The following is a 23,903-nucleotide window of genomic DNA, read 5'->3' as shown; positions in this document are numbered from 1 at the left end:
ATGGGTGTCGGACGCGAAATTAAAACAAAGATTGCGAGCATAAAAAATACGCAAAAGATTACGGGCGCTATGGAAAAAGTAGCGGTCAGTAAAATGCGTAAAGCGCAAAATTTTATGCGTCGTTCTCGCCCGTATGCGAAAAAAATGTTGCAGGCCATTGGGCATATTGCGAAGAGTCGCAGTGAATATCGTCACCGTTATTTGATACAAAATGATGAGCCTAAAAAAATAGGCTATTTTGTCATTACATCAGATCGGGGATTGTGCGGTGGTTTGAATATTAATATGCTCAAATTGTTACTCAAAGAAATGAATGTGTGGCGGAAAAAAGGCTGTGAAATTGAGATCTGTACCATAGGCATTAAAGGTGAAGTTTTCTTCCGACGATTTGGAGGAAATGTGATTGGGCATGTTCGTCAATTAGGTGATGCTCCTTCAATTACTGATATTATTGGAATCGTTAAAGTGATGCTGGATCGTTTTGAAGCGGGTGATCTCGATCGGGTGTATGTGGCTAGCAATGAATTTGTGAATACCATGACACAACGACCATATATTGAACAGCTTGTTCCACTGGTGATGACAGACGATCAAAGCAAAGATCATGTATGGGATTATATTTACGAACCCGATGCAAAAGAATTGTTGGATACGCTTCTCTCCCGATACATCGAAACGGAAGTTCATCAGGCAGTGGTTGAAAACGTTGCGTGTGAACAAAGTGCGCGAATGATTGCGATGAAAAATGCTACAGAAAATGCGGGCGAATTAATTGGCGAATTACAACAGATGTATAATAAAGCGCGACAAGCATCGATTACGCAGGAAATTACCGAAATCGTTTCGGGTAGTGAAGCGGTTTAATTTTTTAAATGAAATAGAGTGAGATTGAGATATGACTATGACTGGAACCATTGAGCAAATTATCGGCGCAGTAGTTGACGTAAAATTTCCGCGCGAAAGTCTTCCTAAAATTTACGATGCACTGGAAGTGCCAAGTCATAACCTGACATTAGAAGTCCAGCAACAATTAGGTGATGGAAAAGTAAGAACCATTGCTATGGGGCCTACCGATGGTGTTAGTCGTGGATTAGAAGTTAAAAATACAGGCGCTCCGATTAGTGTTCCGGTTGGTCTAAAAACACTAGGTCGTATTATGGACGTTTTGGGTTCGCCAATCGACGAACGCGGACCTATAGGTGAAGAATCTCGTTTGCCTATTCATCGACCTGCACCAAAGATTGTTGATCAAGCAGCTTCAGCAGAATTGTTAGAGACAGGAATTAAAGTAATCGACTTATTATGCCCGTTTGCAAAAGGGGGTAAAGTCGGTTTGTTCGGGGGTGCTGGTGTAGGTAAAACCGTAAACATGATGGAGCTCATTCGTAATATTGCTATTGAGCACAGTGGTTACTCTGTATTTGCGGGTGTTGGTGAAAGAACACGTGAAGGTAACGATTTCTATCATGAAATGAAAGACTCTAACGTATTGGACAAAGTGGCGTTGGTGTACGGTCAGATGAATGAACCTCCAGGAAATCGTTTACGTGTTGCATTAACTGGATTGACGATTGCCGAGAATTTCCGTGATGAAGGTCGCGACGTATTATTATTCATCGATAATATTTATCGTTATACCTTAGCGGGTACCGAAGTATCAGCGTTGTTAGGACGTATGCCATCTGCGGTAGGTTATCAGCCCACGTTGGCAGCCGAAATGGGCGCGCTACAAGAACGAATTACTTCTACAAAAACAGGTTCTATTACGTCAATTCAAGCAGTGTATGTTCCTGCGGATGACTTAACGGATCCATCACCTGCCACAACGTTTGGTCACTTGGATGCAACTGTTGTGTTGTCACGACAAATTGCAGAATTGGGTATTTATCCAGCGATCGATCCTCTTGATTCAACCAGTCGTCAGTTAGATCCGCTTGTTATTGGGCAAGATCATTACGACACTGCGCGTGCTGTTCAAAGTACATTGCAACGCTACAAAGAATTGAAAGATATTATTGCAATTTTAGGTATGGATGAATTATCAGAAGAAGATAAATTAACCGTGCAACGCGCTCGAAAAATTCAGCGCTTTTTATCACAGCCTTTCTTCGTTGCGGAAGTATTCACGGGTTCACCTGGAAAATATGTTCCATTGAGCGAAACGATTCGAGGATTTAAGGCCATTATTGCCGGTGAATACGATCATATTCCTGAGCAAGCATTTTACATGGTCGGTACTATTGATGAAGTGACAAAGAAAGCTGAAGAGCTCTAAGGTGGGGTCGTGAGTATGTCAATTCATTTAGACATTGTGAGTGCTGAAAAAGAAATTTTTTCAGGCCTCGTACAGTCTGTTGTTGCCACAGGAGCTTTGGGTGAGCTCGGTGTGATGTTAGGTCACACTCCTTTGTTGACGAGCATACGTCCAGGAGAAGTTCGACTGGTAAAACTTAACGGTGACGTTGAAGTTATTTATATCTCCGGCGGTTTTCTCGAAGTGCAACCCGCTGTAGTGACAATATTAGCCGATGCTGCAGAGCGCGCTGAAGAATTAGATGAAGCCGCAGCACGCGAAGCTCAAAAAGTTGCCCAAAGTAGAATTGCTCAAAAAACATCTGAATTAGAATATTCCAAAGCATTAGCAGAATTAGCACAGGCTGCCGCACAATTACGAGCCATTGGAAAATTGCGCTCTAAGCACCGATAGTATTTTTTTGAAATTACATTTGTTGCAGTAAGTTTTAGTTCAGGTCATTTGGGAAAAGCTTTGAGATAATCCTTTTATTGCGCTTCGACAATTTTCCATATCTTCAAAGTTAGTAGTCTATAGAAGGAAACGCAGATGAATTTACATATCATTATTCTTGCCGCGGGCAAAGGCCAGCGCATGTTCTCCAAACTTCCCAAAGTATTACACCAATTAGCAGGGAAGCCATTGTTGCAACATGTGATTGAGACAGCACAAAAACTCAATCCAAAGCGTATTCATGTTGTGTACGGAAACGGCGGGACTCTAATTCCTGAACAATTTTCTCATTATGATGTTGAATGGATACATCAAGCCGAACAATTAGGCACTGCTGATGCTGTGCGTCATGCATTACCTTCATTGCCTGACATTGCAAAAGTATTAATATTATATGGTGACGTTCCGCTCATCAGCTTGTCAACATTGGAAGAAGTAGTTGACGCGAGCCAAGAAGGATTATGTCTTTTGATGGCAGAGGTTGATGATCCTACTGGACTCGGACGAATTATTCGAGATGCAAAAGACGAAGTTGTTGGAATTGTAGAAGAAAAAGACGCCACCCAAGAACAGCTTGAGATTGACGAAGTATATTCAGGTATACTGGCAACAACAGCAAATTATCTCAAAAAATGGTTGCCTCAAATCGAAAAAACAAATCAACAAAAAGAATTTTATCTCACCGATGTTGTGCGACTCGCAGTAAAAGATAAATTGCCCATTTTGGATTTTTGTCCGTATTATGAATGGGAAATTATGGGTATTAATAATCGTTCAGAATTAGCCGTCGCAGAACGCATTTTTCAAATTACACAAGCTGAACGACTAATGAAAAAAGGTGTTACAATTTTTGATCCCGAAAGATTTGATCTGCGTGGCCAATTAGAAGTCGGTCAAGATGTAACGATTGATGTGAATGTGATTATCGAAGGAAAAGTTAAAATTGGCAATGACTGTATTATAGAATCTGGGTGCGTTATTCGTAACGCAGAAATAGGTGATCGTGTTCATATAAAAGCATACAGTCACTTAGATGATGTTAAAATAGAAAATGAATGTCAAGTGGGGCCTTTTGCACGATTAAGACCTGGCACTCAATTAGCCACCGGAGCACGAATTGGTAATTTCGTTGAAGTAAAAAATACCAAATTGGGTGCAAATTCGAAAGCCAATCATCTCACTTATTTAGGTGATGCGACTATCGGAGATCATGTTAATATTGGCGCAGGCACAATCACCTGCAATTACGATGGCGCCAATAAATTCCCTACTATCATAGAGGATTATGCGTTCATTGGCTCAAACACCGAACTCGTTGCACCACTCACCATAGGTTCTTACGCCACCATCGGCGCAGGCTCCACTATCACAAAAGACGCCCCCCCGCACCAACTCACCTTAACGCGCGGTGTTCAGAAATCGATCGAAGGCTGGAAGCGGCCAGAGAAAAACTAACTAGCTGAGCTCTGTGATGATAGGTGAGTCGAGCTGATTTTGTATAATCGAGTTTTTTTGATAATATTACTGCGCTGTAGTAGGCTTAAAATAATGACCTTAAAGATATGGAAAAATTAAGATGGCTCTATTTTAGCGAGGTGAGCATCCATGAATGAAGAGAAAACCAAGGTAAATTCGCAACCCACATCAGCTATAATTCCACTCGAAGTTAGCTGGTATAAGTTGATTGTGAAGCTTTTTTTATACAAATGTTCAATGAGAGCTTGGGGTGTTATTAATATCGAAAAAAGTAGAAAAACCGATTTTATGTCATTCATGTTTGAAGGAAAAAAAGATCGAATCAGACAGATCTGCGGAGATAAGTTTTTAACGGATTGTAAGACTATACTTGATACTAATGAATTAATAAATGATAAGAAAAAGCTCACGAATTCAGAAAAAAAGCAATTTGTGAGAGCACTTGGAATTGATAAAAGTTACTTGAATGATTATCAAGTCCAATTCAGTAATAAGGTTAAGGAGGGCGAGTCTGAGGAATTATTAATTTCAATTGCTTTGGCTATTGCAAAATTCACAATCGCTGATGATGTTAATCAAAAAGTAACATTGATTTTTAAAGGCGCTGAGTATTATATTACTCCTCATATGATCATATCTTTCTTAGATCATCCTCCCCTTCAGGAGGAATTCGATCGTGAATATTCAAAATTGAACGATAATTCAAAAGTTATACAGTGTTGCGAATTTGAAGCCGTTTTCTACTCTCTAGTTCAAAGGTTTAGGCTCTTACAAAAAAATAGCCTTAAAAAACCACTCGATTTGAACCGCTCAGAAGCAGCGTGTGGGTTAGCGTTAGCTTCTTCTTTTCGTCAATATAAAGAGGATCAAGTCTATCGTTCAGCAGAAGTAAGAAATAATTCTTTAATTGATACAATTGCTCAGCCTAATGTTGATCAACCACCTTTGGATAGTTCTAATTTCCGTGACAATTTTTGTGAGAGCCAGGCTAAAAAAAATATTCAGTTATTACCATTGGCTGAATACTTAGGTATATCGCCGCATTGTGAGCATTCTAGAGATACTTCAAATCAAAAAGAGTTGGAAATGGTGTTATCTTTTGCAAAATTTAAGGATAAATACGATACATACCACAAGTTTTTTCTGACCGATGAAAATATTTCGAAATATGGAGAATTAATGCTCAAGACAGCTTGTTTTAACGGGCATGTAAAAGTGGTTCAGTATCTTTTGAAAGCAGGAGTAGATCCAAGTAAAAATGAAAAAAGTGACATTCCTATTTTGTTATGTGCGACTATGGGGGGCTCAATACTTATTTTTAAACTATTATTCGATTTAGGAATATCCATCAAAGAATCAACCTACAATAACTATAATATATACGATGTAAGTTTAATGGCTGAACAGTATGTTTTTGCAATATTTCTAGATAGACACTATCCTTACCAGAAGTATTTTACTGATTATCCGTTAGATATACTATTGATAGCTATGGTTTGTAATAACGAGAATGCAATAAGATCGTTAGTTGTTGATTATAAGCTTCAGCCTACAACTGACCAGATTAGATGGGCTCTAAATAATAAGCAGTTATCAACTTTTACACTATTGGTTAGTTATTCTTCTGATTTAAAATATCTGCAGGATTTAATGAGTTACTGTGTAGTCAATAATCTTGTCGAAGAGACGAGAATATTACTTCGCAAGGGTATTAGTGTTAATAAACCCACATCAGATGGCCATTCACTTTTAACTTTGTCAATAAATTTTGGCTTTACAAAGATGACGAAGTTATTGTTGGAATTTCATGGTGAGCCAGACCATATTGATAGCACCGGTATTCCGCTTTTAGTAAGGGCCACCCTTAATGGATCATCTGGGATAGTTTTAGCGCTGCTCAAAGCCAATGCCAACACCCGACTATTTTTCAATGATAAAAGCCTTATAGAAATAGCAATTGATAAAATGCATTATAAGCTTGTGGCATTATATATTAGCACAGGTGTCTTTTCACCGAATGACATGCTGAAAAATAAAAGAACTCTTTTTGAAAACATACTGGCGTATTTTCCTAGTTTATCACTAGTTAAAACTTGTTTGTGCCGTGATAGTTTAAATCTTATTACGTCTGATAAACAGCTTTTGCTTGGATTAGCATTATATGAACAGTGTGATATTTCTATTATAAGCGAATTAGTTAATATCAGCGGCCCCATCGATCATGACCTCATTTCATATAGAGATGAAGCTAAAGTGTATTTTTTTAAGGAATTAATTGATATTCATCCACAGTGTGAAGATCTTAGTGAATTATTTAAGATAAAAGATTTAGATAAAAATGCTGACCCAATGTCAAATGTGAATATTGGTTCACCTCATGTTATAGATTTGCGAAGTAAGATTCCGAGAAAAGACTGGTGTCGATTATTTTCTGCTAATACTGATGATTTTGACAACGTAGCCAAGGAATATGAAATCAAACGAAGATCCTTATTGGCCGAAGTAACCCAATTAATCGATGACGTTCTTAAAAAAGATAACAGTGATATGAATGAGTTAGTCGAGCATCGTCAATTTCTTCCAACATATCCTTTGCGCAGACTTGAAACCCTAAAAATCAAATTTTTAGGTATAACAACACCAATGCCAGTACTGCAACACAATCACGATCAGGTATTATTCGAATCTTCAATGAGTAAAGATGCAGCGATTGGCGTCGGGGAATATTTTGTTGATAAAATGTCCTATGATGATCTAATAGATCATTTAGGATTGATACTTGTTGAAAATGACAGTCGTTTTGCACTAGTTACTAAACAATTAGATACCTTGATTGATGGTTATACTGAAGAGAGATTAGCACCTTATTCTAACATTCTTAATAATCCTACCATTTGTGCTAGGTATGGACTTAAAGATATTCGTTCTCGTGATGTATCCGCTGTAGTGAAAATTGATGGTAATCCTTTAATTCTATCTGTTCCATTTTATCTTAAAGACCGGAGTAAAAATCGTATTTTAGTTGCACAATTACCATCCAATAATCAAGGAACTGTTTTACTGTTGCCTGTAAAATGGTTAAAGAATGGATTTCATGACGGTCGCTACAATAATATTTCTCTATTTAACGGTGGTTCTATATCTACCAAAGATCCTAGCCCTGCGCCAAGGTAAAAGGTGTCGCCTCTTTAGTTGTGAGAGGTTCGGTAAAATCGTTGTTAAATAATACTGAAATACATCCAAATAACATTAACATGGCCGGGATGCTATAATTAAGGTGTCTAGTATTGGAGCGACAGATATATGGTGCAGTTCAAAGATAAGTGGGCTTTAATTACGGGCGCATCGTCTGGGCTTGGGAAGGTGTTTGCAGAAAAACTTGCGGCTGCAGGTGCTAAGCTGGTGCTAGTAGCGCGAAGTGAAGAGGTTTTAAAAGGCCTCGCGTCTTTGCTTAAGCAAGATCATAATACTGAATCAATTATTATCGTCAAAGATTTATCCAAACCAAATGCGGCTCAGGAAGTATTTGCCGAAGTAAAAAATGCAGGCACCACAATTGATATATTAATTAATGATGCCGGGTTTGGCATTTATGGTCATTTTCACACCACAGACTTCAATCGTAATGAACAAATGTTAATGGTTAATATGCTTGCACTAACGGAATTAACCCATTTATTTTTGCCTGATATGGTTTCTAAAAAATCAGGTATAATTATTAATATTTCAAGCATAGCAGCCTTTGTTCCCATGCCTAACTTTGCAGTCTACTCTGCTTCAAAAGCCTACGTTCGTTTGTTTACTGAGATTCTTTGGAATGAATATCAGAATGAGGGTGTTCAATTTCTCTGTGTATGCCCAGGATCTACCGATACCAATTTTTTTAAAAATGCCAAAATGAAACCCAGCCAACCTATACTCGCAAGTCCAGATAAAGTGGTTGATCAGGCACTAAAAGCATTAGATAAAAACAAAATGTATGTAGTTTGCGGGCCATTCTCTAATAAAATATTCGTTCAACTCAGGCGATTCTTTCCACGAAAATTCCTGGCTAAAATAGTAACAGCAAAAACGAAAAGAAAATAATCAAGCGCCGTTCAAGCGACCTAAATTATTTACTGATATTAAGAACCCCATTTGAAATCGACATATGCCCACCTTTTTTAATATGCTAACACTTCGTATATGGCTGTATTGATATAAGTATAGGTAGCTATTGTAATGGTGAAACATTATTCATACCCACTATAGGCAAAGAGGTGGTTGATGGCTGACCTGCAAGCAAACTAAGGGGGTTGAGGACATAGACTCTTCTCAAGCTGACGACATTGAATTATCAGCTTGGACACTGAATATTCAACGTTTTTTCTTGGCTAGCACTGATTTTTCAGTAAACCAGATAATCATGATGCGCGCCACTTAAAGAAATTTATTCAAGAGTATCAATGTGAATACGCATTTATTGTTTGTCAAACTCCAAGAAGATTTGTAGTTGATGAGAAAATCATCGCTCTTCCTTGGCAAGAAATAAAAGATACATTTACACAATTAATGTCTGATTCAAAGGGTTAGTATAGCAATTATTATGCGAAGAGTAGACGTTATTAAAATACTAAATGACATCACAAATTGATGTGAATTGATTTATCTAAAATATCAAAATTACAAAACCTATCACAACTCAAAATGCGACGCTTTTAATCGTTATTATTTACCGTAATGATTCTTGGGAGGTGTGGGGTCGTTGTTTTGGTCTTGTGCTGGTGTGTTGAGAGTGTCTGTTGTTGTCAATTTTGAAGCATGAAACCCTCTTTCTCTTGCGGCTGCGTATGAAAGGGATGAATTTTCGGTAGCTTGTACACGCTTCGATTGAGATTCATCACCCGCAACAATTATTCCTGGAGCATTAGGAACTGATTTTACGCGTTTTGAACTATATTGGTCAATTGCAGCTGATTCTGTATCCTCTAATTCTGACTCATCACCGGTATATATTATTAATGAAGGATTAGAATCAGTACGCTCAAGTTCAATCTCGGATTTTCTCTTAACAGGTTTTGTTTTAGAAATTTTCGAAGAAGAGCTATCAGTGAATGTGAACAGTGTTTTAATTGCAAGTACGAAAGTATCGAAGAGGTCTGCAATGAATTTCAGTGCAGAGATAAATAATTGTGCAAAGAATCCCTGTTCAATTTCTTCGGGAGCGATCGGTGGAGTGACTGCACGTTCAAGATTTCTTTCGGTTTCACGAACCTCTGCTTTGACTTCAGAGACTTCACGTTTTGCGATGCCAAGATGCGATTCAGCGGCAAGCTGATCTGCTTCAGCCGCCAATTCATGGGCTTCTTTAGATAATCTTTTAGCGTTTTTGACGATTGCTAAAGTTTCCACTGAAGGTTGTTCGGTATCATCTAAGCTAATTTGGGCTATTACATGTTGGGCTTCTTCTGCTTTTTCCTTTGCTTCAGCGGCTTTAATCACGGCATCTTGTGCTTTTTGTGCGTTTTCGATCAGCGTATTTTGATGGTCCTGAATCACAGCCATTCTGTAACCCTTTGTAGCATTAAAGTCGTCTATAGCTTTTTGTGCGTTAGCCAATTTCTTTTGTTGATAGATATAACGAACATTGATTTGAGCACGAAGCGTGTCATATAGTTTAACTTCTCTATTATGGCCAGCTTCTAAATTGCTGTAATTTTGAATTAAGGTTTCAACGATAGAAGAAAATTCTTCAATTGTTTTTTCGTCGCCCAGTAAGTCAATATTACGTTGAACTGATTTCAATAAATTAAGACGTGACAAAGATGTATTTGCGCCAGTTAGTACATTATACCATTTTGAAAGAATAGGTAATTGTTTTGATAGCTGTTGTTCTATTTCTTTTTGATTCTTTTCGAGCTCTGCTAATTCTGCTTTACTCTCTTCCAAGAATTGATTTCTTTCTTCATTGCGCATATCAAGGAATGCATTGTCTGTGTCAGTTGTAGTTTCTATACCAAGATTTTCGTGCTGAGCTTGATAAATATCAACGACAGATTGAAGGTGGTTGGTGAGTACGCCTTGATGCAGGCCAATAGCCTGTTCGTATCGGTCACCTTGTTTCATTAAATCTATGAGCAGTGGATTAATTTTATCATCCACATAGCGTTGAGCAGTTTTAATAAGTTGAGCTCGTAGCCCACTGAGTTGAGCGTGAGTGCTGGTTAAGTCAAGTTCATTCAATGATGTGACGAATGTACTGATACTATTTACTGCAGTGGGTAAGTCAAAGTAAGACCTTTGCAAATAATTATTGACGTCATCAGTGGAAATTGTCATATGATGAAGTGAATTGAGCATCGTTTTAGCGTCTCTAACGATAGCGCTATCCGTTTCCCCTAAATTGTAGAGACCCATTGCGTTAGGCGTAAAGCGTTCGGCAAAGCCCTCTTTAAAATAGTCTTGTATAAATTCTTCGGTAAGTTTTTTGATATAAATCATTTGTTCAACATAAGGCTTGAGATCAACGTTTGCTGAACCGGATGCTTTTGAAAAATCGATGTAACTATAGGCCCACTCAGAAAGTGAAAGGGCACTATGAAAAAAGCCAATAAAGCTTTGGGGGTTGCCATTACTATTGGTTGGCTGTGCTTTTGATGAATCAGCATGGTCTTTTAGATAGAGACCAAATTTGACATCAGATGTTAACTCATTGCCCAGTGTTGTTGCTCGAGTTGACACTTTACCAAAGAATAAGTTGGCCAATTCCATCTGTTGTTGATAATTCAAATGAAATTGAGAGGCAATTTCTTTTAATTTTGTAGCTTGCATTAATCCAGAAAAGTAAGAACCTTCAGCAGCCCGGAAGGTTTTCTCCAAAACAGTTAATGCAGATAAGAGATTTTTCATATCTTGAATATGTTTGGGATCGTCTGAATAAATCTCAAAGATGCCGTTATCATTTGCTGAGTCAAAACTTTGAACTATTGATTCTGCGAAATACGCTCTAATGTTTCCTAAAATAAATTGACGAAATTCTTTAGCAACATCCGCCATCTTGATATTTCTTGAATTGATGTCTTTATTGAGTGCGACAAGGTCAACTGAAGACGGGGTATTATCTTCCGTAGCCTGGTTGTTGTCGCCTATGGCATGATATTTATTTAAATCTTGAAGCTGTTTTTTAATCTGATCAAAGCCGTGCAGAGCATGCTTATCGGTAATTTTTGATGTGCTAACATAATAATCAATGTGTTCCAGTAAGAATTCTGTTTCTTCTTTTGTGAGTTCGTACGTTGGTTTTTCATTAAGAAGCTCATGAACACGTCCAAAGTTAAGGGCAGTGATTTGAGATTCGAGCGTGTTTTCATGGGCTTCAATATCGGCGAAATTCTTGTAAACATGATCCCATATTTGGTTTTGAACAGAAATTCTGTGGCCTGCCATGTTTCTTAGATAATCGATACCAATGCCTATGACTGATAGCCCTTCGAAAGCTTCATTAATTTCTTTTTTAAACTGTGTTTCTAAGTCTTTAGGTAATTGTAGTAATGGAATTGCGTGCGTTAACGTTGCAAGATCTACAGCATCAAAATTAGAAAGTGGTGTGGTGGTATTAAGCAATACCTCAACTTGATCAACCTTTTGTTTTAGTTGCCTTGTTTTCTCTAAAGCAGCTGCAGCGTCATCAAGAGTTTTTTTACGAAGAGCTTGTCGTTCTGAAAGAAATAATCTTTTCTCATCAATGGATAATTTCATGCCAATGGTTTTTGCAAACTCAATGTAACGAGTTGCAAAAGGCAAAATTTGATCTGCTAAATAACCTGGACGAAGACCTAATTCAATTTCCATTTTGACTGCGTTAAGCATGGCTTCGCGAATAACAGGAATTAATTTTTTGGCTTTTGCTCGAAGCTTGGTTTTAATGTCTTCCGATGTATTCAAAATGGCTGGGCTCAGTGAGCATATTGCACCGATGACTTCTTTGTATTTGAGTACGCCTTCTACTAATCCGCCAAAAAACTGACCTTTCTCTGCATTGAGTTTGAAATTCAGCGCTTCGTTCAAATAATCAAGGGAGTTAGCAATTCTTTTAACTGAAGTGACAACTTCACCATCGGCTTGTGGATTTATAACATAGCGTTCATCACTATCTTTAAGTTCAAATTTTTCAGCCAAATTGGGCGCTGAAACGGCAACAACGCCTTCGAGAACTTGTTTATTGGAAGGGTCATTCTCTTGGCTTTTCTTTAAAGCTAGATTCAAATCACTTACAACATCGCCTAATTTATCAATAGCGGTTGAACTAGCGCCCTTGATTTCCTTAGTGAGCTTGGCGAGTTCAGGGAGTGTATTCGTTAATGCATCAAATGAGATGCGATCGTGATTACGTAAGAGAGTGATGAGGTGTAGAGTTTCAGGACTTGCTTTCAAATCAAAGCGATTTAAGGTTAAAAAGGTTTCGTTTGCGATGTCATAGTATTCTGTCAGAGTAAAAATCTGGTCAAGTACATTATCGTTATCGCTGGCATAGGCAGTACTAGCGCGTTCTGCTAAGAGCATCAAGTTTAGGATAGCTTGAATATTTCTGATGTACGTAGGGGTAGAAGATTCTAGGACCATTAAGGCGCTGTTTTCTTTCATCTTAGTGAAGTGTTGGGCAAGCACGGGATTGAGATTTTCTCTCAAGAAGGATAACGCCTTGCGGTGGTAATCACGCAAGGTCTCGGAAGTCTGCTCCATGTTTCGATTCTTGTTCATAAATTTATCTCAGTTTATATTGCAATTTTAGCATCAATTGTCTGCCTTTTCCACTCTCTGCCCAATCGTCTCCAAACTATTATCTCAGGCCTATATTAAGACAATCTTATCAACTACTAAATTGACAAATTTACTTAGCTGTGATTCTACCATGTAACCCCTTTGATTTCAATGAAAATACAGCATTTATGGGGCTCTGGAGCCGCCCAAAATGACCGTCTTCCGCACTTTTGGCTTAGCCAATTCGTCCATTGTCAGGTTCATGGGAATGTTTTACTCTCGTCTTATCAATATTTTTATGGAGTTATGTATGGTAATCAAATGCGGAACACGAGGAAGTCTGCTGGCGGTAATGCAAACGCAGTTAGTCATCGATGCGCTCAAAGAAAAGCACCCTGGGCTTAAGATTGAGCTGCAAGAAATCTCAACGCGAGGTGACGCCATTCAAGATGATCCATTGGGCGGGATTACTAATAAAAAAGATTGGATTTATGAACTTGAGATTGCGATTTTAAGTGGTGATATTGATTTTGCAGTACATTCATCAAAAGATATTCCTAGATTAATTGAAGCAGGGACTGCTCTATTGCCTGTTTTACCACGTGGGAATCCTGGCGACGCGTTTATTGGGCGAATAATTTCTGAAAAAGGTGAGCGAGTGAAATTTTTAGATTTACCAAAAGGAGCTAAAGTTGGAACGTCGAGTTTAAGGCGTCGCGCTTATTTGTTGAAATTACGACCTGATTTAAATGTTGTTGAATCTCGAGGTAATGTGCCAGAACGATTACAGCAAATGGATGAAAATTTACAGGATGATTTAAGTGGAATTTTATTAGCTGCAGCAGGATTGGAAAGATTAAAATTAAAAAATTTGCACTATGAAATTATTTCAAAAGATCAAATGCTGCCTGGATTAAGTCAAGCAACATTGGCTGTTCAATTTAGAGAAAACGATGAACAAATGAAAAAAATGTTGAATTCATTAGTGCACCCTCCAACATTTGCAACATGGCAAGCAGAACGCCGCGTAATAAAAACATTACAGCCTCATTGCCGATCAGTTATGGCGGCTTACGCGGAATGTGTTGGGGATGAATTAATTTTAAAATCTGACGTCATGCTGGCTGATGGCTCTAAATCAGTTAGTGCAGAAGGTCGTGCAAATTTGAACCAAGCAGAGATGTTGGGTGAGTCTGTGGCAAAGCAATTATTGGAAAAAGGTGCGCAACAGTTGATCGATGCCTGTCGTTAAAATCTGCTCTATGCCACATTATTCATTAGTGATTTTATCCATGCATCAATCTTATTGTAATGATCAGCTATGAAATCGGCATTGGTAAGGGAGCTTGAATTGTGTGTGGTTGTGAGCGCAGCTACCTTCATCCCGGCCGATTTTGCTGCGGCGATCCCGATAGGAGTATCTTCAATAGCTAGGCAATTATTAGGAGAAATATTTAATCGATCGGCAGTTAATAAATAGCCTTCGGGCGATGGCTTCCCTTCGTTTATATCGTCTTTTGTTGTAATTAATTTGAAGTATTTTTTTAGAGAACCACCTTCCAAGAGATTTAGTGTGGCGTCAATTTCAACTCTAGTCGCACAACTACAGATGGCGAAATTATTAATTGATTTAGAGTGACTCTCTAAAAATTCTCTGGCCCCTTCTACTCCCTCTAAAGATTTTATTTCGCGAATTATTTTTTGGTATTCTTGAATTTTTCTGATTCTATAAAGCTTGGATTGTTCGGTTGAACATGATATTTTTTTATTATTAAAAATTGACTCGAACATTTCGTTATCAGCTAGACCAACATATTTTTGAAAATATTCATCGTCAGAGATAGTGAATCCTAGTGTTTCAAAAACTTTGTTGCATGCCTGCAAGTGGAGTTTTTCACTGTCGAATAAAATCCCGTCAAAATCGAATATAATTGCTTTAAATGTCATTGATGGTTACCTGGTCTAAGATTAATATGCTTTTCTAAAACACGCGATATCGCTCATTATCATATAAAATTAAGGTAATATCCAGGTTAATACTAAGGATATGAAAAGCTAACACACTGTGAGTCAAGAGCGACTCATGAGTCAAGTATGAGTCGAATGAGTCAAGATGCCTTATGGCTTGACTCACGTGACTCAATCTTGTATCAGATTAGGTTGTTTGGTGCTGAGGTCAGTTTGATGCGCCACTTTGAGAAGGAATGACATGAAAATTTACATCGATGCGGATGCATGCCCTAAAGCGATAAAAGAAATACTGATAAAAGCAGCGATTCGTACGCAACGTGAGCTGATATTGGTAGCGAACAAACCACTAAATGTGCTTCGTCATGCATTAATTAAAACCGTGTTAGTGCCGGGTGGTTTTGATGTTGCTGATGATTATATTGCTGATGTTGTTGAGCCCCATGATTTAGTAATCACCGCAGATATTCCGTTGGCTGATAAAGTGATTGATAAACATGCGGTGGCACTGAATCCGCGTGGGACGCTTTATACTAAAGAAAATATTAAGCAACGTCTGAGTGTGCGAAACTTTAATGAAGTCCTTCGTTCTACTGGCATACAAACCGGTGGACCCAAAATAATGAGTAAACAAGATATTCAAAAATTTGCCAATGCGCTAGATCGGTATTTGGCAATCAGTAAATAAACTCGAATAACCATTGAGGATTCTGTTTTTGAGTGACGACTGAAGAGTTGCTCCCTTTTACTCTGGCTTTAATCGTAATACACTGAGGCATGACTAAAATACTTTCGGTAGAGACATCGACCGCGGCTTGCAGTGTTGCTTTGGCGGTTGGGGATGAGGTGGTGCAGCGTTATGCGTTGGCAGCGCGGGAGCATGCGCAGTTTGTTTTGCCTTGGGTAGAGTCTTTGTTGGCTGAGGCGGGGTTGAAGTTGGGGCAATTAGACGCTATTGCGGTGGGACGAGGGCCCGGAGGATTTACGGGGGTCCGGATTGGGGTTGGAGTGGTGCAGGGGTTGGCGTTGGGTGCTGATTTGCCGGTAATTCCGGTGTCTTCTTTGCAAGTTCTTGCGCAAACAGCTTTGGTTAAATTGACTAGAGATAACGTTTTGGTGGGCCAGGATGCGCGGATGAAGGAAGTGTATTGGGCGGCTTATTGTGCCGATGAAAATGGTTTGATGAGAGCGGTGATTGAGGATCAGTTGAGATTGCCCGAGGATGTTGAGCTACCTGTTGAGAATTTTGGCTGGTGTGCTGTAGGCGATGCTTGGCAACAGTATGAGCAGGCATTGGATAGACGTTTGCAAGGAATTACCTTTGAAAAAACAGAGCCAGTATTTCCTGAGGCGCAGTATTTAGGATTATTGGCCGCCGAATTATTTGCAGGAGGCTACTCTGTTAGACCAGAAGAAGCATTGCCTGTTTATTTGCGTGGCAAGGAAGCTTGGGCATTAAAATGAGCCAGGCAAATATCTGACCACTGTCCCTCTATTCCTCCCCCTCTTGTCTTCTCAGGAAGACAAGAAATAGACAGTACTTGTCTTGCATCGCAGACAAGCAGAGGTGCATATTCATATCAGATCAAATAGAATGGCAGGTATGATTTTTGAAAACATAAACTTGAGAGGAAAGTGTCATGAATCAAATAGGCTTAGAGAGTATCTCGTGTGAAGCGTTGCATCAGAAAATTACGGCGGGTGAGGCTTTTGTGTTAATTGATGTTCGTTCACCCGAAGAGCATGCGAGTTTTAATATCGGGGGTAAGCTGATTCCTTTATCAGAGCTTCATGGTCGTGCAAGCGAGCTAAATCCAGATGATGATATAATAGTATATTGCCTTTCTGGAATGCGAAGTGCGTCAGCTGTAGAAATATTAAATTCGATGAATTTTAAGTCAGTAAGGTCATTGGCTGGTGGATTAAAGAATTGGAATTATTAGCTTTAATTAGAAACCTAGGCTATATTTTCAATAACAAATCCCAGTAGATTAGTCGATACAAAAGTTGGAAATAGACCTATCATGGATGATAGTAGTACTAAAAAATTTGATTTGAGCGAACTTTATCAAAGATACGCTAAACGCTTTTTGAGTCTTCCGTTTGAAGATCTTCCTGAAGCGGGCGCATTGTTGATGAAGTTCTCTGATTTTTGTATTCAGGAACTTAAAAAAGAACAATCACCCGATGAAATTTTGAATCAATTCTTTAATGAAATTGCAAACGTCCACGAAGAAAATAAGCAGATAGAATTACTATTTTGGTTTTTACAGTTTATTGAGCGTCAGGTCGTTTTATTTGATGCAATCGAAGACGCGGTTTTTGAAAAAACGCATGATCAAGATGCGCCAGGTACCTTGGAATATTGGATAAAGCACACGGCTAATATTTCTAGATCCACATTTGAAAAATATCGAATTCGCTTAGTGCTTACTGCACACCCTACACAATTTTATCCTTCACAGATTATCGGTATTTTACAAGATCTAACGGTGGCGATTAGTAATAAAGATGAAGAAACTATTGGAGATTTATTGTTGCAAATGGCTAACACGTCATTTTCAAATACGCATAAACCAACGCCGCTTGATGAAGCTTTATTTCTTTGCCAATATTTAGATCAGATTTTTTATCCGACTATTAGTTCTCTTCAGAAAATGCTCGATGCGAAATTAGGTATGCTGTCTCCCGCCATAGAATTAGGATTTTGGCCTGGGGGTGACCGTGATGGAAATCCTAATGTCACAACGCAGGTTACAGAAGAAGTCGTTAATATGCTGCATCTGCGTATTTTAAATAAATATCAATACGAATTAGAGCAGCTAAAACATCGTCTTACCTTTAAACATGTTTTGGAAATATTGGATAATGTTGATAGTCGATTGCGTGCGACGATTCAGCGCGCAAGAAAACAATCTATCGTAAAGGGTCTGCCCTACTCTGCCCCCTCGGAATTTATCAATGATCTTATTGCTCTAAAACAAATTATTGATGAGCAACATGCGGGTCTTTATTCCGGTAAATTAGAACATTTGATTTGTGCAGTCACTAGTTTTGGATTTCATTATGCTGCTTTAGATATTCGTCAAGATTCTCTTGTACACGCTCAATTGATACACGAAATTCTACAAAAAGAAGATCCTACGATTGATTATTTCAATCAAGCGGATGAGGGAAAATTGCTTATATTGCAGCAGTATTTTGATAAAGAGGCCATAAAATCATTGCCATCATTTCCAGTAGGCAGTGTGCAAGAAGAGACAATAACCTTGTTTAAAAGCATTAAGAAATTACAAGATAGTGTCGGAGATTACGGTTTAAATCGATATATTATTAGCCACACCCAGTCTGTGAATCATGTTCTTGAAGTATTATTGTTATTGTATTGGTGTGGAGTTGAGGAAGACGCTATTCCAATGAATATTGTTCCCCTATTTGAATCTATTGACGATTTGAAAAACGCACCCCGTATCATGAAAGACCTCTACGAAAATCCCTATTATTCAGCGCATTTACAGTCACGAGAAAAATTTCAAACAATTATGCTGGGTTATTCAGATGGGACAAAAGATGGTGGGTATTTAACAGCTAATTGGGCAATTTATCAGGCAAAAACACGATTGAAAAAAATTAGTGATGAATATTCTGTGAATTGTGTGTTTTTTGATGGGCGTGGTGGCCCGCCTTCTCGTGGTGGTGGAAATACGCATAAATTTTATAGGGCATTAGTCAGTACCATTCCACAGCATGAATTACAGCTGACTCTACAAGGCCAAACAATCAGTACCAATTATGGAACGATAGCCGCCGCACGCTATAATATTGGTCAATTATATACAGCTGGATTAGCGAATGTTGATCGCTCAGTAAAGTCGATGTCACCGGAAGATGAAGCGTTGTTGGGAGCATTGTCAGAATTAAGTTCAGAGAGCTATCAAGCCTTAATTCATCATCCTAAATTTATACCGTATTTAGAAAATATTACGCCACTCAATTTTTTTGGTGAATTAAATATAGCTAGTCGTCCTCCTCGGCGAGATAAAAAAGGGCCTCTGAATTTGGATAATTTGCGCGCCATAACATTTGTCAGTTCATGGAGCGAGATGAAGCAAAATGTTCCGGGATATTATGGGTTTGGAACCGCTATTCAAAAGCTGATCGATCAAGGTAAACAAGCTGAACTCGAAGAACTTTATAAACGAAATTTGTATTTTCATACGTTGGTTGAGAATACAATGCAGAGTTTGTTAAAAAATTATTTTCCTCTCACGCATTATTTGGCTGACGATCCTGAATACGGCGAATTTTGGAAACTTTTGGCTGATGAAGCGGCTCTATCAGAGTCGGCTCTTTTGAAAATCACCGGCCAATCTTATCTGCTTGCAGAAGATCCAGGTATTAGAACATCGATTCAATTACGTGAATCGATAGTATTGCCCCTTCAAGTTATTCAACAGTATATTCTCATGATGCTTCGTAAACCTGATCTTACTAAAGAAGAGCAACAACTATATAAAAAAATAATACTCAAAACACTGCCAACGAATTTAAATGCGAGTCGAAATTCTGCATAGAGTGATTAACTCATATATTGTTATCAAGTGTTTTATGAATCAGAAAATTGGTGATGGTTCTAAGTAATCGTGTGTAGTATCGCTCGCTGAATTATCTTCAATATCTTCGCAAAAAAGACCTATTCCTGCTAAAAGAAGCACAGAACCACCCACAACCATACCTGTACTAACCTTTCCACCAACTGCACTTAAGGGAGCTAAAAATACCGTAGAAATAGCGCCTGCACTTACGGCTAAAATCAATGCTCCGACAATGGCGATGACGAGTCCTAACAGTGCAAGACCCAGCGATATCCAAACAGCGGATTGCTCAGCTTCACATTTTTGAGCTGTATCGATCAGCTTATCTAAATTAGCAAGATTTGTCGGGTTTTTAGTCGCTAATTTAACTTGCTGTTGAGAGTCTTCAAGCAATTTTGCTTGTTGACTATCAAGCCCCTGCTTATCAATGGTTTCTATTGCTTTTTGAGCATGTATTAAGGTAGCGGATGCGGTTTGTTTTTCAGTATTTTCTTGAATGCGACGTAATGATTCCGCTAGTGTCGCACGTATTTCTCCTGTTTGCATATTATCTGTCTGTTTGGATTCTCGACTATCACGCCACTTCTTAGTGCTCTCATCAAAATCCTTTTTAAAATCCTCTGAGTCAAAAGCTGTATTTATTACTTGTGTTCCAGTAATAACTTCTAGCTCAGACAATATTATGCACTTCGTAGCGAATGCATCAAAATCTTTCGTTAATTTCTCGTCCAAATACAACCCTACTCTAAATGTGGGATTAGATCTTAAACGTTCCAGCAAACGATATTGGAAACTATTTTGAGTAATATTGTCACCAATACTCAATAGGTAAGTGGTGAACTGTGAAAGAAGTGAAGGATAAGCTGGATTTTTATGCCTATATCTGTACTCTTTTTCTCGGTCTTCTCGTAGTGCCTGAATAAAATTTTCTTTAGGTAGACCTGTTTTAAGAAGTAGGCCTTCATTTTTCATTTCATCAATACAAGATAAGAGCTCTTCAGCCAGTTCCTTGACGAGAACAAATTGAAATGCCGCAATAAAATATCGGCTTTGAAAGTTTTCTTTGGAGCACAAGATGTTTCGAACTTCATTCGATGCACATAATAATGGTATCAACCCAAAATTATTTTTAGCGGTTAGGATTCTATCGCCGCTATAATCAAATCCAACACTTAATAGATAGCTATCAATCATTTCCAAGAAGCCTTTTCTACATAATATATGTAAAGGGGTTTCTCCTTGTTTGTTTTTCGCCCAAGAATGGCATCTGTTGAGAAGGATAGAGAGTAGTTCTGGTTGTTGCTGCAGACAAACCAAATGAAAAACATTATTGCCTTTAAGATCTGTCGTACCGATATCTTCTATAGTTAGTAAAGGGAGTAATGTGTTTAGTCGATCTTTTTCATTGTTTGCACAGAGCGACATTAACAAAGTACGATTTGGGCTGCTATAATATCGGTGATCTAAAAAAGCCACAAAACGAAAATTTGGTTTTACATCTTCGAGTTGTTTCAATTGTGCGTCACTCAATTTGCTGGTTTCATCACTGTTAATTACTTTTTGTCGTGCTTTTAGCATGCACATTTTGACTAGCGATGGGACCTGATGATATACAATTGCTCTTGGAATCGATTCTAGTGCTGCCACCATCCATTCTCTTTCACCCAGTTGCCTAGCCAATTCCAAAGCAGACTGATCTCTTGCGTTCGTACTGTGAATGGGTATGCCATGATTGCAAAAAGATTTCAGAATTCCTGTCATGAGTTCCGGATGATTGGCTTCAACAACCCAGTGAATCAAGCCCCGACCATGATGACCTTCCTGAAGAAAATAGGTAGTTAATTCCCCCTGAAACGCAGTAAAATTAGTACCTGATAAGGATTTTGGATCTAAGAATTCCAATACAGCTGCTCGAGTAGGCTCAGTTAAGCTCCGCAAGTATTTTTTGAACTGAGCATTGAGAGCCTTTGACGTTGTTTCAGAATCTAGCCACTGTAATATATAGCCTAATTCACATGGCTTTAATTTACTGAATCTGAAGCCCTCTTTGCCCAAACGCAGTCCAGCTACAACCAGTTTATCGGCAATAATTTTATACAGTTCGAGTTGCTCGGATACTTCGGCTCTGCCTTCATGATCCTCTGCGAGCTCTGTTAATTCTCTACGGAGTGTTTGAATTTTAAACACAGCACATCCCAAAGGGGTATAACCGCCAGCCTTATTATAGACAAAGATTTTTTTTCCATATCCGTGCTCAATGAAAGAATCAACGATATCCTCGATAATCTCAACATGGCCACAGTTTGATACCCAATGAAGAAGATTTCCGTCATCCGACGCTTTGTCAATTTCAGGGACAGGGGCAGGATGCATTAATTCCTGTATTGTAAAAAACTTAGGCCGATGTTCCGCTTTATAATAAGCCAACAGACTTTGCGTATATTTAGGATGATCTGAATTGATAACCTTTGAGTTTAGCGATTTGAGCAGGTAAGAAAATAATTCTGCTCGTTTTAAGTCTTGGTTGCTAGGATCTTCATCGGCGTGCCACAAACACAAAGATCTCATGTAATTATGGGTGTTGCCATTTTCAAAGCTTCTGTAATGTGGATTGACACCCAGCTCAAACACCAATTTGATGTGCAGGTAAGAATATTTTCCAGAATGTTCTAACACGCCGCATAAAGATTCCCCTAAAGCGACGGCCTTTTTTTCAGGAGGGGCAGCAGACAATATCGTAAGCAAACTTTGAGTGTCAGCATTCTTACCCGCTTCATAATAAATTATTTGAGGAACCTCAAAAAAGGATGTCAGAAATTGTAAGCTGATGAGTCGATTGTGGCGAGTGCTCTCACGGTACATGGCAGCACTAAAAACATTATTGATATGGCGTTGATCAAACTGATATCCCATTTTCTCAGCAAAACAGCATAGCCCAATCAAATGTTCGGTACTTTGGTAAAAAGCATATATCAAAGGACTTTCATTAGACTGTTCATTAACAGCGTTTAAAGATTCTTCAGAAGTGATAGTACTGATCATAGCCTTGATAGAAGCCTTAGTATTCTTGTTTAATTTAGATCCAATTATTTCTTGGTATTGCTGCCCAACTCTGCCTTTTGGCTCTCGTGCTTCTAACATAGATATGCTCCGTATATGATATAAAATTATAATGGAAAACGCCCAATTTTTTCTGAATATATCGCGATTGCTCTCAACAATCAAATTTTTTGAAAAGCACTAGAAGCTATTATTTATTACACTTTCAGGCACGGCATGATCAAAGTTGGTTGCTTTGGTAAGGCTGAACAGCCATTCACACGGCTTTTGTCAAATAACAATATACTCAGCTTCAGCGTTTGGGTTGGCTTAACTTAACACTTTATCATTTCTTATACCGCATTATTTTTCTGATAATTTCAATGCTAATTCATAGAGTTCATTTTTCTTTCGCCCAGTGATTTTTGCGCAAAGACTTGCGGCTTGTTTTGTGTGTAGTTCTGATAAAAGAATCACCAAGATTTTTTCAACATCTTCTTCTGATGTTGTGGATTGAATTTCTGCTCCAGAGACGATGACCACAAACTCTCCCAATTGTTGTTCAGAGTTTGTTTTTACCCATTCTAATAATACGGCTAATTCATCTTGTCGAATGGTCTCAAATTGCTTCGTTAATTCTCGACCAATTGTTGCGATACGATTGGGGCCAAAAATTGTCACTAAATCTGTGAGCATATCAATAATACGGTGAGGCGATTCATAGAAAACAACGGTTCTTTGTTCTGAGCGTAATGCATCAAGACGGTTTAAACGCGCATTACTTTTTGCCGGTAAAAATCCTTCAAAAATAAATCGGTCAGTCGGTAAACCCGAAGCGCACAAAGCGGTAATTGCAGCGCAAGCACCTGGAATAGGAACGACAGGTATTTTTGCAGCATGTGCAGCATGAACCAGTGGGTATCCGGGATCGCTAATCAAGGGCGTTCCTGCGTCACTAATAACGCCTATGGATTTACCTTCTTCAAGCTGAGCGATAAATTGCTCAACGCGACTTGCTTCGTTGAAGGCGTGTAACGAAATCATCCGAGTATTAATCTGAAAATGCTGCAGTAATTTTCGACTATGGCGAGTATCTTCAGCAGCCACTACATCAACTTTCTTTAAAGTGCTGATTGCTCGGAAAGTCATGTCCTCAAGGTTCCCGATGGGGGTTGCAATGAGATATAGCGTGCCTTTGTTCATTTGTATGTCTCCAGATGTAAAGTATCCTAACCCATAAGACAATTCTATATAAAAGTGATATTGCATGTAACTAATATCGCTTGTGATGCGATATCTGTTACATGCAATATCATTAGATAGCAAAATTCCACATTTTG

General features: G+C 38.5%; 15 protein-coding genes. 11 read left to right on the top strand and 4 right to left on the bottom strand.

Features of this window, described 5'->3' with window-relative positions:
- From atpG to K2X50_01520, 6 genes are all read left to right on the top strand, one after another.
- A complete protein-coding gene (gene atpG / locus K2X50_01545) occupies window positions 1-864 on the top strand; it encodes a F0F1 ATP synthase subunit gamma (protein MBX9585918.1) in 864 nt (287 codons plus the stop codon).
- Window positions 865-901: 37 nt separating this feature from the next.
- Window positions 902-2,275 (top strand): F0F1 ATP synthase subunit beta, encoded by a 1,374-nt coding sequence (atpD, locus tag K2X50_01540; protein MBX9585917.1) that lies wholly within the window; start codon window positions 902-904, stop codon window positions 2,273-2,275.
- A gap of 9 nt (window positions 2,276-2,284) precedes the next feature.
- A complete protein-coding gene (locus K2X50_01535; GenBank protein MBX9585916.1) occupies window positions 2,285-2,707 on the top strand; it encodes a F0F1 ATP synthase subunit epsilon in 423 nt (140 codons plus the stop codon).
- A gap of 135 nt (window positions 2,708-2,842) precedes the next feature.
- Window positions 2,843-4,201 carry a bifunctional UDP-N-acetylglucosamine diphosphorylase/glucosamine-1-phosphate N-acetyltransferase GlmU gene (glmU, locus tag K2X50_01530; GenBank protein MBX9585915.1) on the top strand — a complete coding sequence of 453 codons (1,359 nt, stop codon included), beginning with the start codon at window positions 2,843-2,845 and terminating at the stop codon, window positions 4,199-4,201.
- 150 nt (window positions 4,202-4,351) lie between these two features.
- Window positions 4,352-7,396 carry an ankyrin repeat domain-containing protein gene (locus K2X50_01525; protein MBX9585914.1) on the top strand — a complete coding sequence of 1,015 codons (3,045 nt, stop codon included), beginning with the start codon at window positions 4,352-4,354 and terminating at the stop codon, window positions 7,394-7,396.
- A 129-nt stretch (window positions 7,397-7,525) separates the two neighbouring features.
- The gene (locus K2X50_01520) at window positions 7,526-8,308 is read left to right on the top strand and encodes an SDR family oxidoreductase (protein MBX9585913.1); all 783 of its coding nucleotides are present in this window, start codon (window positions 7,526-7,528) and stop codon (window positions 8,306-8,308) included.
- A gap of 621 nt (window positions 8,309-8,929) precedes the next feature.
- Here the strand turns inward: K2X50_01520 and K2X50_01515 are convergent.
- Entirely contained in the window at window positions 8,930-12,961 is a 4,032-nt protein-coding gene (locus K2X50_01515; GenBank protein MBX9585912.1) for a hypothetical protein, read from the bottom strand.
- 310 nt (window positions 12,962-13,271) lie between these two features.
- On the opposite strand from K2X50_01515, the gene hemC reads away from it, so the two are divergent.
- On the top strand, window positions 13,272-14,213 hold the full coding sequence (hemC, locus tag K2X50_01510) for a hydroxymethylbilane synthase (protein MBX9585911.1): 942 nt from the start codon (window positions 13,272-13,274) through the stop codon (window positions 14,211-14,213).
- Window positions 14,214-14,221: 8 nt separating this feature from the next.
- On the opposite strand, the gene K2X50_01505 is transcribed toward hemC, so the two are convergent.
- Window positions 14,222-14,908: an HAD family phosphatase gene (locus K2X50_01505; GenBank protein ID MBX9585910.1), complete on the bottom strand. Its 687-nt coding sequence runs from the start codon at window positions 14,906-14,908 to the stop codon at window positions 14,222-14,224.
- Window positions 14,909-15,170: 262 nt separating this feature from the next.
- On the opposite strand from K2X50_01505, the gene K2X50_01500 reads away from it, so the two are divergent.
- The 4 genes from K2X50_01500 to K2X50_01485 all read left to right on the top strand — a co-directional run bounded on the left by K2X50_01500 (window position 15,171) and on the right by K2X50_01485 (window position 19,503).
- Window positions 15,171-15,617 carry a YaiI/YqxD family protein gene (locus tag K2X50_01500; protein MBX9585909.1) on the top strand — a complete coding sequence of 149 codons (447 nt, stop codon included), beginning with the start codon at window positions 15,171-15,173 and terminating at the stop codon, window positions 15,615-15,617.
- An 89-nt stretch (window positions 15,618-15,706) separates the two neighbouring features.
- Entirely contained in the window at window positions 15,707-16,393 is a 687-nt protein-coding gene (gene tsaB, locus K2X50_01495) for a tRNA (adenosine(37)-N6)-threonylcarbamoyltransferase complex dimerization subunit type 1 TsaB (GenBank protein MBX9585908.1), read from the top strand.
- A 176-nt stretch (window positions 16,394-16,569) separates the two neighbouring features.
- Window positions 16,570-16,872: a rhodanese-like domain-containing protein gene (locus K2X50_01490; protein ID MBX9585907.1), complete on the top strand. Its 303-nt coding sequence runs from the start codon at window positions 16,570-16,572 to the stop codon at window positions 16,870-16,872.
- Between the two features lie 81 nt (window positions 16,873-16,953).
- Window positions 16,954-19,503: a phosphoenolpyruvate carboxylase gene (locus tag K2X50_01485; protein ID MBX9585906.1), complete on the top strand. Its 2,550-nt coding sequence runs from the start codon at window positions 16,954-16,956 to the stop codon at window positions 19,501-19,503.
- A 39-nt stretch (window positions 19,504-19,542) separates the two neighbouring features.
- Here the strand turns inward: K2X50_01485 and K2X50_01480 are convergent, their stop codons facing one another.
- Both K2X50_01480 and rsmI read right to left on the bottom strand, forming a co-directional pair.
- Window positions 19,543-22,665 carry an ankyrin repeat domain-containing protein gene (locus tag K2X50_01480; GenBank protein ID MBX9585905.1) on the bottom strand — a complete coding sequence of 1,041 codons (3,123 nt, stop codon included), beginning with the start codon at window positions 22,663-22,665 and terminating at the stop codon, window positions 19,543-19,545.
- Window positions 22,666-22,926: 261 nt separating this feature from the next.
- Window positions 22,927-23,766 carry a 16S rRNA (cytidine(1402)-2'-O)-methyltransferase gene (gene rsmI / locus K2X50_01475; GenBank protein MBX9585904.1) on the bottom strand — a complete coding sequence of 280 codons (840 nt, stop codon included), beginning with the start codon at window positions 23,764-23,766 and terminating at the stop codon, window positions 22,927-22,929.
- Window positions 23,767-23,903: the final 137 nt, after the last annotated feature.

Source organism: Gammaproteobacteria bacterium (genome assembly GCA_019748175.1).
Lineage (GTDB): Bacteria > Pseudomonadota > Gammaproteobacteria > JAIEPX01 > JAIEPX01 > JAIEPX01.
Note: the sequence above shows the minus strand (reverse complement) of the source record. Positions and strands in the feature narration are given on the sequence as shown.

Excerpts from the sequence above, each read along its gene's own strand:
- K2X50_01520 (MBX9585913.1), top strand. The coding sequence starts at position 7,526 with ATGGTGCAGTTCAAAGATAAGTGGGCTTTAATTACGGGCGCATCGTCT.
- tsaB (MBX9585908.1), top strand. The coding sequence starts at position 15,707 with ATGACTAAAATACTTTCGGTAGAGACATCGACCGCGGCTTGCAGTGTT.
- glmU (MBX9585915.1), top strand. The coding sequence starts at position 2,843 with ATGAATTTACATATCATTATTCTTGCCGCGGGCAAAGGCCAGCGCATG.
- K2X50_01480 (MBX9585905.1), bottom strand. The coding sequence starts at position 22,665 with ATGTTAGAAGCACGAGAGCCAAAAGGCAGAGTTGGGCAGCAATACCAA.
- K2X50_01525 (MBX9585914.1), top strand. The coding sequence starts at position 4,352 with ATGAATGAAGAGAAAACCAAGGTAAATTCGCAACCCACATCAGCTATA.
- K2X50_01515 (MBX9585912.1), bottom strand. The coding sequence starts at position 12,961 with ATGAACAAGAATCGAAACATGGAGCAGACTTCCGAGACCTTGCGTGAT.
- rsmI (MBX9585904.1), bottom strand. The coding sequence starts at position 23,766 with ATGAACAAAGGCACGCTATATCTCATTGCAACCCCCATCGGGAACCTT.
- K2X50_01505 (MBX9585910.1), bottom strand. The coding sequence starts at position 14,908 with ATGACATTTAAAGCAATTATATTCGATTTTGACGGGATTTTATTCGAC.
- K2X50_01500 (MBX9585909.1), top strand. The coding sequence starts at position 15,171 with ATGAAAATTTACATCGATGCGGATGCATGCCCTAAAGCGATAAAAGAA.
- atpD (MBX9585917.1), top strand. The coding sequence starts at position 902 with ATGACTGGAACCATTGAGCAAATTATCGGCGCAGTAGTTGACGTAAAA.
- atpG (MBX9585918.1), top strand. The coding sequence starts at position 1 with ATGGGTGTCGGACGCGAAATTAAAACAAAGATTGCGAGCATAAAAAAT.
- K2X50_01490 (MBX9585907.1), top strand. The coding sequence starts at position 16,570 with ATGAATCAAATAGGCTTAGAGAGTATCTCGTGTGAAGCGTTGCATCAG.
- hemC (MBX9585911.1), top strand. The coding sequence starts at position 13,272 with ATGGTAATCAAATGCGGAACACGAGGAAGTCTGCTGGCGGTAATGCAA.
- K2X50_01485 (MBX9585906.1), top strand. The coding sequence starts at position 16,954 with ATGGATGATAGTAGTACTAAAAAATTTGATTTGAGCGAACTTTATCAA.